The organism is Serratia sp. JKS296, assembly GCF_900215445.1.
GTDB lineage: Bacteria > Pseudomonadota > Gammaproteobacteria > Enterobacterales > Enterobacteriaceae > Serratia > Serratia marcescens.
In genome coordinates, this window is the sequence record NZ_OCMX01000001.1 from 2,275,069 (window position 1) to 2,288,395 (window position 13,327).

A 13,327-nucleotide genomic window follows, 5' to 3' on the forward strand; every position below is an offset into this window, starting at 1 on the left:
TGAAAAGCCACCGTCCTCTTTTCAACCCGTTCACCTCTAAGTAGACTGCAAAACGTTCGGATAATTGAATAAGGAAATTCAACGTTATGCAGGCTTAACTACGCTGATTTATCAAGTGATGGCAAGATAGCGAAATTACGGTGCTATGGAGTGGGGACATTCGACGTGTTATCGGGTATCGAGCATTACATTAACAACCCAAACTGTTCGGATCGTGAAAAAGCCGCCATTCCTCCAGGAACATACTGGATCGTCGACAGACCACAGGGCAGTATTGCAAATCAAATTCGTTCTGAGTTGGTTGACCTGTATCATCTCTACAAGAATCGCCATTCTGAGTGGTTTGGTCTCTTCAGCAATGAAACTATGAGTGACTACCTCGCCGTAAATGGCGTCTTTCGAAACAGTTTTAGACTGCATCCACTTAACACAGATGGCACCGGTGTTTCTTGGGGATGTATTACTCTCTATCAGGCATCTGACTTTCAGATCCTTCGGGATGCGCTGCTAAGGCGTAGAAAGGTGAGAGTGCCTGGAGGTCGAGGGCTGATGGCGTACGGTCGTATAGATGTTCAAGGTGAGCCTGATTACAGTAAATGCGTGGTATCACAATGAAAAAAAGTCTCTGGATTGTTCTGTTCTTGTTGCTAACCTTTTTGTTGTTGCGCTACCTACCAGACGGAATTTTCGACAGCTTCGTTTCCAACAACATAGAAATTAGCGGTGATGGTGAAATAGGGATGAATAATTTCGACTCGGCTGTCATTGCCATTAAATTGGGGGTCTCTGCTATCATTGCTGCAGTTGTGCTCACAGTATGTCGCCGCCTGGTGCGCAAACCCCGTTAAAGCCGCGAGATTTTCCCTGCCAAAATGCCGCCTCGTTGCGGCGTTTTCGTTGACGCGTGGCCTAACCCCTTGGCTGCGCTCGCACTTCCTTCTTCTTGATTGTTCCCGCCTATCGTTGTGATCAAATCGTGTTGTTATCAAAACGTTAACTTGTCTTTGTGGTATCTTTAAACAAGACCTCACTGATTACCCTGTTTTAGTCACAATAAGAAATGGAGGAGCTATGTCGTCCGATCTTCGTGAAACAAGTCTGGATAAGCTGGTTGCGCTGAATAGCGAATATTACTACTACAGTCTGCCGCTGGCGGCGAAGCAGCTGGGTGCTATCGACCGGTTGCCGAAATCGATGAAAGTGCTGTTGGAGAACCTGCTGCGTCATGTGGATGGCGATACCGTGCAGGTTGACGACCTCAAGGCCATCGTCGCCTGGTTGCAAACCGGCCATGCTGACCGTGAAATCGCCTACCGTCCGGCGCGCGTGCTGATGCAGGATTTTACCGGCGTTCCGGCGGTGGTGGATCTGGCGGCGATGCGTGAAGCGGTGCGGCGGCTGGGCGGCAATGTCGACCAGGTGAACCCGCTGTCACCGGTGGATCTGGTGATTGACCACTCGGTCACCGTCGATGAATTCGGCGATGACAACGCCTTCGAAGACAACGTGCGTATCGAAATGCAGCGCAACCACGAGCGCTACACCTTCCTGCGCTGGGGGCAGAAAGCCTTCAACCGTTTCCGTGTGGTGCCGCCGGGCACCGGCATCTGCCACCAGGTCAACCTCGAATACCTCGGCCAAACGGTGTGGCACAGCGACGAAAGCGGCCGCCGCGTGGCCTATCCGGATACGCTGGTGGGCACCGATTCCCACACCACCATGATCAACGGCCTGGGCATCCTCGGCTGGGGCGTGGGCGGCATCGAAGCGGAAGCGGCGATGTTGGGCCAGCCGGTGTCGATGCTGATCCCGGATGTGGTCGGCTTCAAGCTGACCGGCAAGCTCCGCGAGGGCATTACCGCCACCGATCTGGTGCTGACCGTCACCCAAATGCTGCGCAAACACGGCGTTGTCGGCAAGTTCGTCGAGTTTTACGGCGACGGTCTGGCCGATCTGCCGCTGGCGGACCGGGCGACCATCGCCAACATGTCGCCGGAGTTCGGCGCCACCTGCGGCTTCTTCCCGGTGGATGACGTTACGCTCGGCTATATGAAGCTCAGCGGCCGCAGCGCCGAACAAATCGCACTGGTGGAAGCCTACGCCAAAGCGCAGGGCATGTGGCGCAATCCGGGGGATGAGCCGGTCTTCACCAGCTCGCTGGCGCTGGACATGTCGACGGTGGAGGCGAGCCTCGCCGGGCCGAAACGCCCGCAGGATCGCGTCGCGCTGCCGAATGTGCCGCAGGCGTTCAAGGCCGCTACCGAGCTGGATATCGGCGGCCACAAGGCCAAGACAGACGGCAAAACCTTTACGTTGGACGAGCAGCAGCACGAATTGCGCGACGGCGCGGTGGTGATCGCGGCGATCACCTCCTGCACCAACACCTCCAACCCGAGCGTGATGATGGCGGCCGGCCTGCTGGCGAAAAACGCCGTCAAGAAAGGGCTGCGCAGCAAACCCTGGGTAAAAACCTCGCTGGCGCCGGGTTCCAAAGTGGTGACCGACTACTTCGACAGCGCCAAACTCACCGCCTATCTGGAAGAGCTGGGGTTCAACCTGGTGGGATATGGCTGTACCACCTGTATCGGCAACTCCGGGCCGCTGCCGGATCCTATCGAGCAGGCGATCAAAGAGGGCGATCTGACCGTTGGCGCGGTGCTGTCGGGCAACCGTAATTTCGAAGGGCGCATCCACCCGCTGGTGAAAACCAACTGGCTGGCCTCGCCGCCGCTGGTGGTGGCTTATGCGCTGGCGGGCAGCATGAAGATCGATCTGACCAAAGAGCCGCTGGGCGAGGGTAATGACGGTCAGCCGGTCTATTTGAAGGACATCTGGCCGAGCAGCCAGGACATCGCTCAGGCGGTGGAAGAAGTGCGCACCGAGATGTTCCACAAGGAATACGGCGAAGTGTTCGATGGCGACGCCAACTGGCAGGCGATCCAGGTGACCGGTTCGGCGACCTATCAGTGGCAGGAGGATTCTACCTATATCCGCCATCCGCCGTTCTTCAGCACCATGCAGGTGAAGCCGGATCCGGTGCAGGACATCAAAGACGCGCGTATTCTGGCGATTCTGGCCGACTCGGTGACCACCGACCACATCTCGCCGGCGGGTAACATCAAGCGCGACAGCCCGGCGGGGCGTTACCTGAGCGAGCATGGCGTAGCGCCGCAGGATTTCAACTCCTACGGTTCACGCCGCGGCAACCACGAAGTGATGATGCGCGGCACCTTCGCCAACATTCGCATCCGCAACGAAATGGTGCCGGGCGTGGAAGGCGGCTATACCCGCCATATTCCGTCACAACAGCAGCTGTCTATCTACGACGCCGCCATGCAGTACCAGCAGGAAAAAGTGCCGCTGGCGGTGATCGCCGGTAAAGAGTACGGTTCCGGCTCCAGCCGCGACTGGGCGGCGAAGGGGCCGCGCCTGCTGGGCGTGCGGGTGGTGATTGCCGAATCCTTCGAGCGTATTCACCGCTCTAACCTGATCGGCATGGGGATTTTGCCGCTGGAGTTCCCGCAGGGGGTGACGCGCAAAACCCTGGGGCTGACCGGGGATGAGCAGATCAGCGTTGGCGGCCTGCAACAGCTGCAGCCGGGCCAGACGGTGCCGGTGCACATCACCTATGCCGACGGGCGCAAGGAAGTGGTCGACACCCGGTGCCGCATCGATACCGGCAATGAGCTGACCTACTACGAAAACGACGGCATCCTGCACTATGTGATCAGGAAAATGCTGTAATTAATCAATAAAAAGGGCGCCGTAAGGCGCCCTGATTGTTTCCGCGGCGGTGGCGATCACTTCTGGTCGAGCAAATGGCCCATTTTGGCGGCCTTGGTGGCCAGATAGCGTTCGTTCTTCGGGTTGCGACCGACGATCAACGGCACGCGTTCGCTGATGTTGATACCGGCTTCGGTCAGGATCTCGACCTTTTTCGGGTTGTTGGTCAGCAAACGCACCGCGTCGACGCCCAGCAGTTTGAACATGTCGGCACACAGGGTGAAGTCGCGCTCGTCGGCGGCGAAGCCGAGTTGGTGATTGGCTTCCACGGTGTCTGCGCCCTTATCCTGCAGGGCGTAGGCGCGGATCTTGTTCAACAGGCCGATATTGCGGCCCTCCTGGCGATGATAAAGCAGGATGCCGCGGCCTTCTTCCGCAATCTGCTCCAGTGCGGCTTCCAGTTGAAAACCGCAGTCGCAGCGCAGGCTGAACAACGCGTCGCCGGTCAGGCATTCGGAATGCACGCGTGCGAGCACCGGCGCTTCGCCGGAAATATCACCGAATACCAGTGCCAGATGGTCATGTCCGGTCGCCAGTTCTTCGAATCCTACCATCAGGAAATCGCCCCAAGGTGTCGGCAGTTTAGCCTCTGCCACCCGTTTCAGCTGCATGTCACTCTCCACAAAAACCTACGATTCAATCATTGTCGCGCATCCTAAGTCCGGTTCAGTAAATTGACCAAGACTAAAACGTGCTACGCCGATCTCTATTTCGTTAATTATCGGCTATTTTGCCACAACTTCTTGCCGGGCGGTGCTCAGCAAACCAGCAGATGGCGTTTTCTGACCACCTATTATTGCGATAGGTTTCCTATCTGTTTAATTTTTCGCGTGTTATCAATATTGCACTCTTGTTACACTGCAGCCTGATTCACGCAGAGGAAAACGGGAATGTATGAGATAGCAAAACGTACGGCGGGCGGCGCGCTGCTGCTGCTGTTGATGCCGCTGGTCGTATGGGCATCCGGCTGGCATTGGCAGCCCGGCGGTAATGATCGGCTGCTCAAAGCGCTGTTCTGGGTGACCGAAACCGTGACCTCGCCGTGGGGCATTCTGACCAGCGCTATCCTTTGCGGTTGGTTTTTGTGGTGCCTGCGCTTTCGGCTGAAAGCGGCCATCGGTCTGGCGATCCTGCTTTCCGCCGCGTTGGTGATTGGGCAGGGGGTCAAGTCGTTGATCAAGGATCGGGTGCAAGAACCGCGGCCGTTTGTGGTATGGCTCGAGCAAACCCACGGCGTGGACGGAAAATATTTCTATTCGCTGCATCGTAAAGAGCGCAGCGCGCTGGTGCGCGAGCAACTGCAAGACCAGACGCTGGTGCCGAACTGGCTGCGCAAGCACTGGCAGTTTGAAACCGGCTTCGCTTTCCCGTCGGGGCATACGATGTTCGCCGCCACTTGGGCGCTGCTGGGCGTCGGATTGCTGTGGCCGCGCCGCCATTATAAAACCGTCGCGCTGCTGATGGTGTGGGCAACGGGGGTGATGGGTAGCCGTCTGCTGCTGGGCATGCACTGGCCGCGCGATCTGGCGATGGCTACGCTGATCAGTTGGCTGCTGGTGGTGATCACCTGCTGGCTGGCGCAGCGTTGGTTCGGCCCGTTGACCCCGCCGCCAAAAGAGCAGCAGGAAATCGCGGCGCGCAAGCCGGAGATATGAACGATATGTGACCGCGTCACAAAATAGGCGGCATCGGACCGGTGCCGCATTAACCGCTTACATTTTCCCGCCATTGCAATTCGCCCGGTTGCCCCCATATCCTTATAAATTCGACGTTTTGAGAAGCTTTCTCATCAATTTGTTCGCTAAGACCGTTTACTGCCGAATATGCCAGCAGATATGTGGTTTTATCGTGCGGCAGGGTTTCCCTGCCGCAGCGGGAAATGCTAACTTAAGGGTTAGGGACGCCACATTTTGGCATCGTTCATCCGATTCACTCGGCATCGCGGGAAAGAATGTGAAATATTTGCTGATTTTTTTGTTGGTTCTGGTGATCTTCGTGATTTCCGTCACCTTGGGTGCGCATAACGATCAGGTGGTCAATTTTAACTATCTGGTTGCGCAGGGGGATTATCGCGTATCGACCCTGTTGGCCACGCTGTTTGGCGCCGGTTTCGTTCTCGGCTGGATCATTTGCGGCCTGTTCTACCTGCGCACGCGTATTGCGCTGGGTCGCGCCGAGCGCAAAATCAAAAGGCTGGAGCTGCAGCTTGAGCAGCCCGCTGAACCGGCGGCTCAGCCTGTTGTCAGCAAGGAATAATCCTCTATGTTAGAACTGCTGTTTCTGTTGCTGCCCGTGGCTGCCGCGTACGGTTGGTACATGGGGCGCAGAAGCGCTCAGCAGGATAAACAGCAAGAAGCCAACCGCCTGTCGCGCGAATATGTGGCAGGGGTGAACTTTCTGCTTTCCAACCAGCAGGACAAGGCGGTCGATCTGTTCCTCGACATGTTGAAAGAGGACAGCAACACCGTTGAAGCCCACCTGACCTTGGGTAACCTGTTCCGCTCGCGCGGCGAAGTCGACCGCGCCATCCGCATCCATCAGGCCTTGATGGAAAGCGCCTCTCTGACCTTCGAACAGCGCCTGCTGGCGGTGCAGCAACTGGGCCGCGACTATATGGCGGCCGGGCTGTACGATCGCGCGGAAGACATGTTCAGCCAGTTGACTGACGAAGCGGATTTTCGCGTCTCGGCGCTGCAGCAACTGCTGGTGATCCATCAGGCGACCAGCGACTGGCAGAAAGCGATCGACGTGGCGGAAAAGCTGGTCAAGCTGGGCAAAGAGAAGCAACGCGTCGAGATCGCGCACTTTTACTGTGAGTTGGCGCTGCAGGCGATGGGCAGCGACGATCTCGATCGGGCGATGAGCCTGCTCAAACGGGCGGCCGCCGCCGATAAACAGTGTGCGCGCGTGTCCATCATGTTCGGGCGCATCTACATGGCGCAAAACGACTACGCCAAAGCGGCAGAGTCGCTGCAACGCGTTCTGAGCCAGGATAAAGAGTTGGTCAGCGAGACGCTGCCGATGCTGCAGGAATGCTACACGCATCTGCCGGAACAACAGCACAACTGGGCTGAATTCCTGAAGCGCTGCGTGGAAGAGAACACCGGCGCCACCGCCGATCTGATGCTGGCCGAGATTATCGAGCAGCACGAAGGGCGCGACGTGGTGCAGGTCTATATCAACCGCCAGCTGCAACGCCATCCGACCATGCGGGTGTTTTACCGGCTGATGGATTATCACCTGGCGGACGCCGAAGACGGCCGGGCGAAAGAGAGTCTGCTGCTGTTGCGCGATATGGTCGGCGAGCAAATTCGCACCAAGCCGCGTTACCGCTGCCACAAATGCGGCTTCACCGCGCACTCGCTCTATTGGCATTGCCCGTCGTGCCGCGCCTGGTCATCGGTTAAACCGATCCGCGGTCTGGACGGCCAATAATGCGGCGGGGCGACAAAACAAAACGGGGCGATTTATCGCCCCGTTTTTTATGTTCGTCTGTTCGTCGCTTATTTTTTCTTGCCGCCTTTGGCGCCGGTTTTCAACAGCTGGCGGAGTTTCTTCAGCTCTTTCTGGCTCAGCGGCTGTTCAATTTCTTCTTCGGTGCTTTGATTGTCGATCTCGCCGTGGTGCAGGTCATCCGCCTTTTTGGCCGGTTTTTCTGCTTTGGTGGCGGGCGCGCTGAAACTGCTTTCCAGGCGCTGGCACACTTCCACGCTCAACGAAAATTCGTTTTCAGCGGCGGCGGCACGGATTTTTTCCTTGAGTTCCAGAGGAATTTTTATGGTAAGTGTCGATATCTCGCTCATTTTGAAAGCCTTTCTGCAGGAAGATGCCTTCAAGCTAAGCCACTGGCGATCGGGTGTCTAGTGTGTAATAAAAATTTAATATTTATGTAACAAATGAGGGCGGGGCAAACGCGGGTTTTTTTAGGCGAGAAACAGAGGCAGGGCCCGAGCGTGCGGGCCCTGTACCGGAAACATTATTTGTAGATGATCGCGGTGCCGCTCAGCATGTTGTTACCGCCGGCGGAGATGATGCGGTAGCTGCTGGCGCCCTGAGCGTCGGCTTTAGCGGCCAGCTTTTTTTCCAGGCTGCTGAGGGTGGTCGCGTGGCCTGCGGAAACGATGCCGGTGGCGGTCAGGTTATCGGCCTGCTGGCTATTGATCGGTTCAGCGGCGAAAGTGGCGAAAGAGGTCAGTGCGATAGCGGCAGCGGTTGCAAAATATTTGATGGTTTTCATAGGTGACTCCAGTCTGTTCATTTAGGAAGGAAGCCATTCGCTTCCGATGGGTTGAATAATAAAGCATCTACGTCGATTGAAAATCTGATAATGCTGAGTAATTCATTCAAAATATCTGATCAACAATTTACGCATCTTTACGGCGTTTTACGCTGCGTGGTTTATCGCTAACGCGCTTTCGTTGACGCGCCATGACAAAGGTGAGCGGTAACATGACAGAGCGCCGGTGCGCGCTGCGGCTGGGATTTCTGGCCTTCGGCATGTAGAATGCGGCGGTCAGTTTCGCGGGTGAGTCCCTGATTATGTCTATTTTACAGAAGGTAGAAGAAATGAAGTCTGAGAATAACACTAATAACAATGACTTAAAATCATCTCCAATCGTTGTGGCGTTAGATTACGCCGATAAGAACGCCGCGCTGGCGTTCGCCGACCGTATCGATCCGCAAGACTGCCGGCTGAAAGTGGGCAAAGAAATGTTCACGCTGTTTGGGCCGCAATTGGTGCGCGATCTGCATGGGCGCGGCTTCGACGTATTTCTTGACCTGAAATTCCACGATATTCCCAATACCACCGCGCATGCGGTCGCGGCGGCGGCCGAACTGGGCGTTTGGATGGTCAACGTCCATGCCAGCGGCGGCGCGCGCATGATGACCGCCGCTAAAGAAGCGCTGGCGTCATTCGGGGCGGATGCGCCGCTGTTGATTGCCGTGACGGTGTTGACCAGCATGGAAGCGGAAGACCTGCGCGGCATCGGCATTGAGGCCAGCCCGGCGGAACACGCCGAGCGCTTGGCGCGCCTGACCCGCGACTGCGGGCTGGACGGCGTGGTGTGTTCGGCACACGAAGCGCAGCGGCTGAAGGCGGCCTGCGGGCAGGCTTTCCAACTGGTTACGCCGGGGATCCGCCCAGAAGGCAGCGCGGCGGGCGATCAGCGCCGTATTATGACGCCGGTGCAGGCGCAGGCCGCCGGCGTGGACTACATGGTGATTGGGCGTCCGATCACCCAATCTGCCGATCCGGCCGCGACGCTGCGCGCGATCCGCGCCTCTTTGGCCTGAGGAACCGCCGATGAATGACGATAACAGCCGCCTGGTGTATTCCACGGACACCGGCCGCATCAAGCAGGAAGAGGTTAAACCGCAACGCGCCAAGGGCGACGGCATCGTGCGCATCCAGCGTCAGACCAGCGGCCGCAAGGGGAAGGGCGTATGCCTGATCGCCGGCGTCGATCTGGATGATGCTGCGCTCGACAAACTGGCGGCCGAGCTGAAAAAGAAATGCGGCTGCGGCGGTTCGGTGAAAGACGGGGTCATCGAGATCCAGGGCGATAAACGCGATCTGCTCAAGCAACTGCTGGAAGCCAAAGGCATGAAGGTCAAACTGGCGGGCGGTTGAGGTGAATCGCCATGCCGCGGTGCAATGCCGTGGCATGGCTTGAGGTTGTTGCTGCCGGGGATTAGCCCGTTAACGGCAAAAGAACCATAGACTTAAAGTAAAACAGACCTGAAATCATCGTTATTGGTTAATACGTCAAAGCGCCAAAGCGCTTTTGCCAGCCTGTCGGCCGAGGGCGCTCGGTCAGGTTATTTACCAACCTGGTGACCGATAATGCCCCCTACCGCAGCCCCGCCCAGCGTACCCAACGCGCTGCCGTCTGTCAGCACTGCGCCGCCGACTGCACCTGCGCCGGCACCGATAGCGGTGTTGCGATCGCGTTTGGACATGTTGGAACAGGCACTGAGTGAAAACGCCAGAGTCAGTGCCAGAGCGGCGGTGGCGAAACGTTTATTGATAATCATCATAATGACTTCTCCTTAGCATTGGCTATATGGAAGTGCCCTATAAGTATAGGCGTTAACCATAAATCAGGCCTGCTGTTGATTCCCGTACAGTATCGATATAAAAAATGGCATTTTTTGTTAACGGCCGAATAATTAGCAGGTTACGGCCCAAAAGTCGCCGAAACTGAGTATAGGTTTCTCGGGAAGGATAAACAGGTAAATAGTCTTAAAATCCTGCGGTGCAAGGGGAAAGACGCGCGGCGTGGCCCGCGCGGTGCGGCGGTGATCTGCGTTATTCGTTGACCAATTCCACCTGTACGCCCTGACGTTTCAGCTGATGCTGATACTCCAGCGCCAAACGCGAATCGGTGATCACCCGGCTGATTTGCCCCGGCTGCGCCAGCGGGTTAGGCTGGATCTGGCCGAATTTGCTGGAATCCGTCAGCACGATATTCTCCACGCCCTTGGCCAGTACCGCGCTGACCACGTCGGCGCGCATCATGTCGCGGCCGGTAAAGCCGGTTTCGGCCTGAAAGCCGTCAATGCCGATAAACGCCTTGTTGAAATGCACCTGCTGAATGCACAGCCGCGTGAGCGGGCCGACTACGGTCTCGCTTTTCTTCTGGTACATGCCGCCCAGCACAATCACGTCGCAGTCGGTTTCTTTCAGCAGGTTGGCGATGTAGTGGCTGACGGTGATCAGCGTAATGCGCTTGCGCTCGGCGATGTAGCGCGCCAGCAGGGCGTTGGCGCTGCCGCTCTCGATAAAGATCGTCTCGCCGTCGTTGACCTGCGCGGCGGCGTATTGCGCCAGCCGCTGCTTGAGGGTGAAATTGGACATCATGCGGGCGTCGACGTCATCACTCTCCAACGCCACGGCGGAGCCGTGCACCCGCTTCAGATAACTGCGTTTTTCCAGCAGGTTGAGATCCTGCCGGATGGTGACTTCCGAGACGCCCGAGGCGCGCGCCAGCTCATTGACGCTGATCCGCCGGCGATCGTTAACCAACTGCAATATGGTCTGTTGTCGTAAATTCATATCGGCCTGATGATGCGGCCGCCAAGGCGCGGCCGCTAAGAGTCAAAGGTTTAAAGAGTATGTTCTGTGCGCGCAATAATATCATCCTGCGCCTCAGGGGATAATGCGGTAAAGAAGGCGGAATAGCCAGCTACGCGAACCACTAAATCACGATATTGGTCAGGGTGTTGCTTCGCCGCCAGCAGCGTTTCGCGCGACACGATGTTGTACTGCACATGCCAGCCGCGATAGCTCTCGAAGAAGGTGCGCAACATCAGCATTAGCTTTTCCCGATCGCGCGGGTTGTCCAGCGTCGCCGGGTTCAGCTTTTGGTTGAGCAGCACGCCGCCGAGGATCGCCTCGGTCGGCAACTTGGCGAGTGAATTGAACACCGCCGTCGGCCCCAGGTGGTCGGTGCCGGACGCCGGACTGGCGCCTTCCGCCAGTGGCGCGTGCGCCTTACGTCCATCGGGCGTGGCCAGAGTGGCGGCGCCGAAGGGCACGTTGGCCGAAATCGACGAGGTGCCGGCGTAGTAACCGCCGCCGATCGGCCCGCGGCCGAAGCGGGTGTTGCGATACTGCTTCAGTTCTTCGATATAGGTTTGGTAGGCGCGCACCAGCAGCCGATCGACCTCGTCCACATCGTTGCCGTATTTGGGCGCGGCGTTGAGCAGCCGCTGGCGCAGCTGCTCGCCATCCAGCCCGGCGAAGTCGTCGGCCAGCGCGGTCGCCAGCTGCTGCTGGCCGATCGCCCCCTGGTCGAACACCAGTTTGCGCACCGCCGCCAGGCTGTTGCCCAGGTTGGCGATGCCGACCTGCAGGCCGGAAACCCAATCGTATTTGGCGCCGCCTTGCTTGATGCTTTTACCGCGTTCGATGCAGTCATCCACCAGCGCGGAACAGAGGATATCGTGGGCATTCTCTTCCAGTACGCTGTCCACCACGCATTCGATCTCGATCGACTTGCGCGTGTAGTAGCGGATTTGCCGATCCCAGGCGGCTAAGACCTGCTCGAAATCGACGAAGTTTCCTTTGGACAGCGCTTGTTCCTGCGGCATGAATATTTGCCCGGAGGTGGCGTCACGGCCCTGTTCCAGCGCTGCCAGTAGCACGCGGGCGAAGTTGATGAAGCTCATGCCGGTGCAACGATAGCCCCATTTGCCGCCGACGGCGGTCTCGATGCAGCCGATGGCGGCGTAGTCGTAGGCGTCTTGCGGCTCAACCCCCAGCTTGATGAATTCGGGAATGACGATTTCGTCGTTGTTGAACGCCGGCATGCCGAAACCGCAGCGGATCACCTGCACGCAGGCGTCGAGGAAGTCGGCGCTCATCCCGGCATGGTAACGCACGCTGAGGTTGGGTTGGGTGGAGCGCAGGCGGCCGCAGGACTCGAGAATGGCGTAGGACAGCGGGTTGACCGCATCGCATGGCCGGCCGTCGATCAGCTTCTGTCCGCCGATGGTGACGTTTTGGTACAGCGGGCTGCCGGCGGAAGCTTTGGAATGCGAGCCAGAGCGGATCTTGTTGACCTCCAGCAGCTTCAGCCAGCAGCTGTGCAACAGCTCGATGGCGTCTTCCCGCGCCAGCTTTTGCTCCAGCTCCACCTCACGTCGATACCAGGGATAGAGGTATTGATCGAGGCGGCCGAAGGAAACCGAATGGCCGTTGGATTCGATCTGCAACGTCAGTTGGATGAAATAGCACAGCTGCAGCGCCTGCCAGAAGGTGTGCGGCGGGCGATGGGCGATCCGGTCGCAGTTGCCTGCGATGGCCTGCAGTTCGGCGCGCCGCCAGTCGCGCGGTTCGTTTTGCGCCATGTCGCGCGCCAGGCGGGCGAAGCGCAGGATGTGCTCGCTCAGCGCCGCCAGCGCGATGTCGATGGCGTTGAGAAACTGCGCTTTGTGCAGATCTTCCCACTCGGTCAGGTGCAGACGGCCGCGGCGCGCGTTCACTTTTTCACGCAGGCCGTCGAGACCTTTCTCCAGCAGCAGCGGGAAGTTAACCGCCAGGTGGGCGTCGCCGGAGGTCATGTTGCCCTCGGCCTTGATGATGCCGGTGGCCAGCAGCGCCTTTTGTTCGTCGGTGAACATGCCGTAGCAGCGATCCTGCACCGTTTGGCCGCGCCACCAGGGGCACAGGCGATGCAAAATCGCCTTGTTCTCTTCGCTGATCGAAAAACCGGCGCCCGGCCGGTCGGCCAATTGGTCTATTTCGTTTTCTATCCAGCCGACGGTGTATTCGGGAAAGATCGGCGCGGCGCGCAGCTCGCTGGCCTGGTTGCCGACGATCAGTTCGTCGTTGGCGATCCAGATGGTGCGCTTCGCCAGATGGTTAGCCAGCGCCAGCGCGCGGCGCACCGGCAGCGGCCGATCCTGATGCTGTTGATAGGCTTCGGTATAGTGCTGCGCGCGTTCGGTGCACACCGGCGGTTTGACGATGTGAATCAGCGCGTTCTTATGCGCCTGAATGCGGGCGCTGAGGGTGGTCAAATCCAACGTGGTCATGGCG

14 protein-coding genes are annotated in these 13,327 nt (G+C 58.1%); 8 read left to right on the forward strand and 6 right to left on the reverse strand.

The genetic code is table 11. From position 1 onward, the window contains the following. Positions 1–150 precede the first annotated feature (150 nt). From CRO23_RS10830 to acnA, 3 genes are all read left to right on the forward strand, one after another. On the forward strand, positions 151–615 hold the full coding sequence (locus tag CRO23_RS10830) for a DUF2778 domain-containing protein (protein WP_313958302.1): 465 nt from the start codon (positions 151–153) through the stop codon (positions 613–615). Beyond that, positions 612–848: a hypothetical protein gene (locus tag CRO23_RS10835; RefSeq protein WP_079449787.1), complete on the forward strand. Its 237-nt coding sequence runs from the start codon at positions 612–614 to the stop codon at positions 846–848. The genes CRO23_RS10830 and CRO23_RS10835 overlap by 4 nt, the downstream gene beginning before the upstream one ends. Positions 849–1,071: 223 nt before the next feature. Beyond that, positions 1,072–3,744: an aconitate hydratase AcnA gene (acnA, locus tag CRO23_RS10840; RefSeq protein WP_097101920.1), complete on the forward strand. Its 2,673-nt coding sequence runs from the start codon at positions 1,072–1,074 to the stop codon at positions 3,742–3,744. Between the two features lie 56 nt (positions 3,745–3,800). On the opposite strand, the gene ribA is transcribed toward acnA, so the two are convergent. Beyond that, on the reverse strand, positions 3,801–4,394 hold the full coding sequence (gene ribA / locus CRO23_RS10845) for a GTP cyclohydrolase II (RefSeq protein ID WP_004930678.1): 594 nt from the start codon (positions 4,392–4,394) through the stop codon (positions 3,801–3,803). 279 nt (positions 4,395–4,673) lie between these two features. Here ribA and pgpB point away from each other — a divergent pair, with 279 nt between their 5' ends. The 3 genes from pgpB (at position 4,674) to lapB (ending at position 7,218) form a co-directional block, all read left to right on the forward strand. Next, on the forward strand, positions 4,674–5,438 hold the full coding sequence (gene pgpB / locus CRO23_RS10850) for a phosphatidylglycerophosphatase B (protein WP_016927531.1): 765 nt from the start codon (positions 4,674–4,676) through the stop codon (positions 5,436–5,438). Positions 5,439–5,736: 298 nt separating this feature from the next. After that, a complete protein-coding gene (locus CRO23_RS10855; RefSeq protein ID WP_004930650.1) occupies positions 5,737–6,039 on the forward strand; it encodes a LapA family protein in 303 nt (100 codons plus the stop codon). 6 nt (positions 6,040–6,045) lie between these two features. Continuing rightward, positions 6,046–7,218, forward strand: a complete 1,173-nt coding sequence (lapB, locus tag CRO23_RS10860; protein WP_016927532.1) for a lipopolysaccharide assembly protein LapB — start codon at positions 6,046–6,048, stop codon at positions 7,216–7,218. A 68-nt stretch (positions 7,219–7,286) separates the two neighbouring features. On the opposite strand, the gene CRO23_RS10865 is transcribed toward lapB, so the two are convergent. Both CRO23_RS10865 and bhsA read right to left on the reverse strand, forming a co-directional pair. Then, positions 7,287–7,586: an Arc family DNA-binding protein gene (locus tag CRO23_RS10865; protein ID WP_004930644.1), complete on the reverse strand. Its 300-nt coding sequence runs from the start codon at positions 7,584–7,586 to the stop codon at positions 7,287–7,289. Between the two features lie 173 nt (positions 7,587–7,759). Continuing rightward, entirely contained in the window at positions 7,760–8,020 is a 261-nt protein-coding gene (gene bhsA, locus CRO23_RS10870) for a multiple stress resistance protein BhsA (RefSeq protein WP_016927533.1), read from the reverse strand. 329 nt (positions 8,021–8,349) lie between these two features. On the opposite strand from bhsA, the gene pyrF reads away from it, so the two are divergent. Together pyrF and yciH are read left to right on the forward strand one after the other, a co-directional pair. After that, positions 8,350–9,078, forward strand: a complete 729-nt coding sequence (pyrF, locus tag CRO23_RS10875) for an orotidine-5'-phosphate decarboxylase (protein WP_028127463.1) — start codon at positions 8,350–8,352, stop codon at positions 9,076–9,078. A 10-nt stretch (positions 9,079–9,088) separates the two neighbouring features. Continuing rightward, positions 9,089–9,415 carry a stress response translation initiation inhibitor YciH gene (yciH, locus tag CRO23_RS10880; protein ID WP_016927535.1) on the forward strand — a complete coding sequence of 109 codons (327 nt, stop codon included), beginning with the start codon at positions 9,089–9,091 and terminating at the stop codon, positions 9,413–9,415. Positions 9,416–9,603: 188 nt separating this feature from the next. Here the strand turns inward: yciH and osmB are convergent, their stop codons facing one another. From osmB to CRO23_RS10895, 3 genes are all read right to left on the reverse strand, one after another. Next, positions 9,604–9,822: an osmotically-inducible lipoprotein OsmB gene (osmB, locus tag CRO23_RS10885; protein WP_004945176.1), complete on the reverse strand. Its 219-nt coding sequence runs from the start codon at positions 9,820–9,822 to the stop codon at positions 9,604–9,606. Positions 9,823–10,093: 271 nt separating this feature from the next. Then, a complete protein-coding gene (locus tag CRO23_RS10890) occupies positions 10,094–10,840 on the reverse strand; it encodes a DeoR/GlpR family DNA-binding transcription regulator (RefSeq protein WP_004930631.1) in 747 nt (248 codons plus the stop codon). A 50-nt stretch (positions 10,841–10,890) separates the two neighbouring features. Beyond that, positions 10,891–13,323 (reverse strand): formate C-acetyltransferase/glycerol dehydratase family glycyl radical enzyme, encoded by a 2,433-nt coding sequence (locus CRO23_RS10895; RefSeq protein ID WP_097101922.1) that lies wholly within the window; start codon positions 13,321–13,323, stop codon positions 10,891–10,893. Positions 13,324–13,327 lie beyond the last annotated feature (4 nt).

Coding starts and splice junctions, on each gene's coding strand:
- CRO23_RS10865 (WP_004930644.1), bottom strand. CDS start 7,586: ATGAGCGAGATATCGACACTTACCATAAAAATTCCTCTGGAACTCAAG.
- lapB (WP_016927532.1), top strand. CDS start 6,046: ATGTTAGAACTGCTGTTTCTGTTGCTGCCCGTGGCTGCCGCGTACGGT.
- pyrF (WP_028127463.1), top strand. CDS start 8,350: ATGAAGTCTGAGAATAACACTAATAACAATGACTTAAAATCATCTCCA.
- CRO23_RS10835 (WP_079449787.1), top strand. CDS start 612: ATGAAAAAAAGTCTCTGGATTGTTCTGTTCTTGTTGCTAACCTTTTTG.
- acnA (WP_097101920.1), top strand. CDS start 1,072: ATGTCGTCCGATCTTCGTGAAACAAGTCTGGATAAGCTGGTTGCGCTG.
- bhsA (WP_016927533.1), bottom strand. CDS start 8,020: ATGAAAACCATCAAATATTTTGCAACCGCTGCCGCTATCGCACTGACC.
- osmB (WP_004945176.1), bottom strand. CDS start 9,822: ATGATGATTATCAATAAACGTTTCGCCACCGCCGCTCTGGCACTGACT.
- CRO23_RS10890 (WP_004930631.1), bottom strand. CDS start 10,840: ATGAATTTACGACAACAGACCATATTGCAGTTGGTTAACGATCGCCGG.
- ribA (WP_004930678.1), bottom strand. CDS start 4,394: ATGCAGCTGAAACGGGTGGCAGAGGCTAAACTGCCGACACCTTGGGGC.
- CRO23_RS10895 (WP_097101922.1), bottom strand. CDS start 13,323: ATGACCACGTTGGATTTGACCACCCTCAGCGCCCGCATTCAGGCGCAT.
- yciH (WP_016927535.1), top strand. CDS start 9,089: ATGAATGACGATAACAGCCGCCTGGTGTATTCCACGGACACCGGCCGC.
- pgpB (WP_016927531.1), top strand. CDS start 4,674: ATGTATGAGATAGCAAAACGTACGGCGGGCGGCGCGCTGCTGCTGCTG.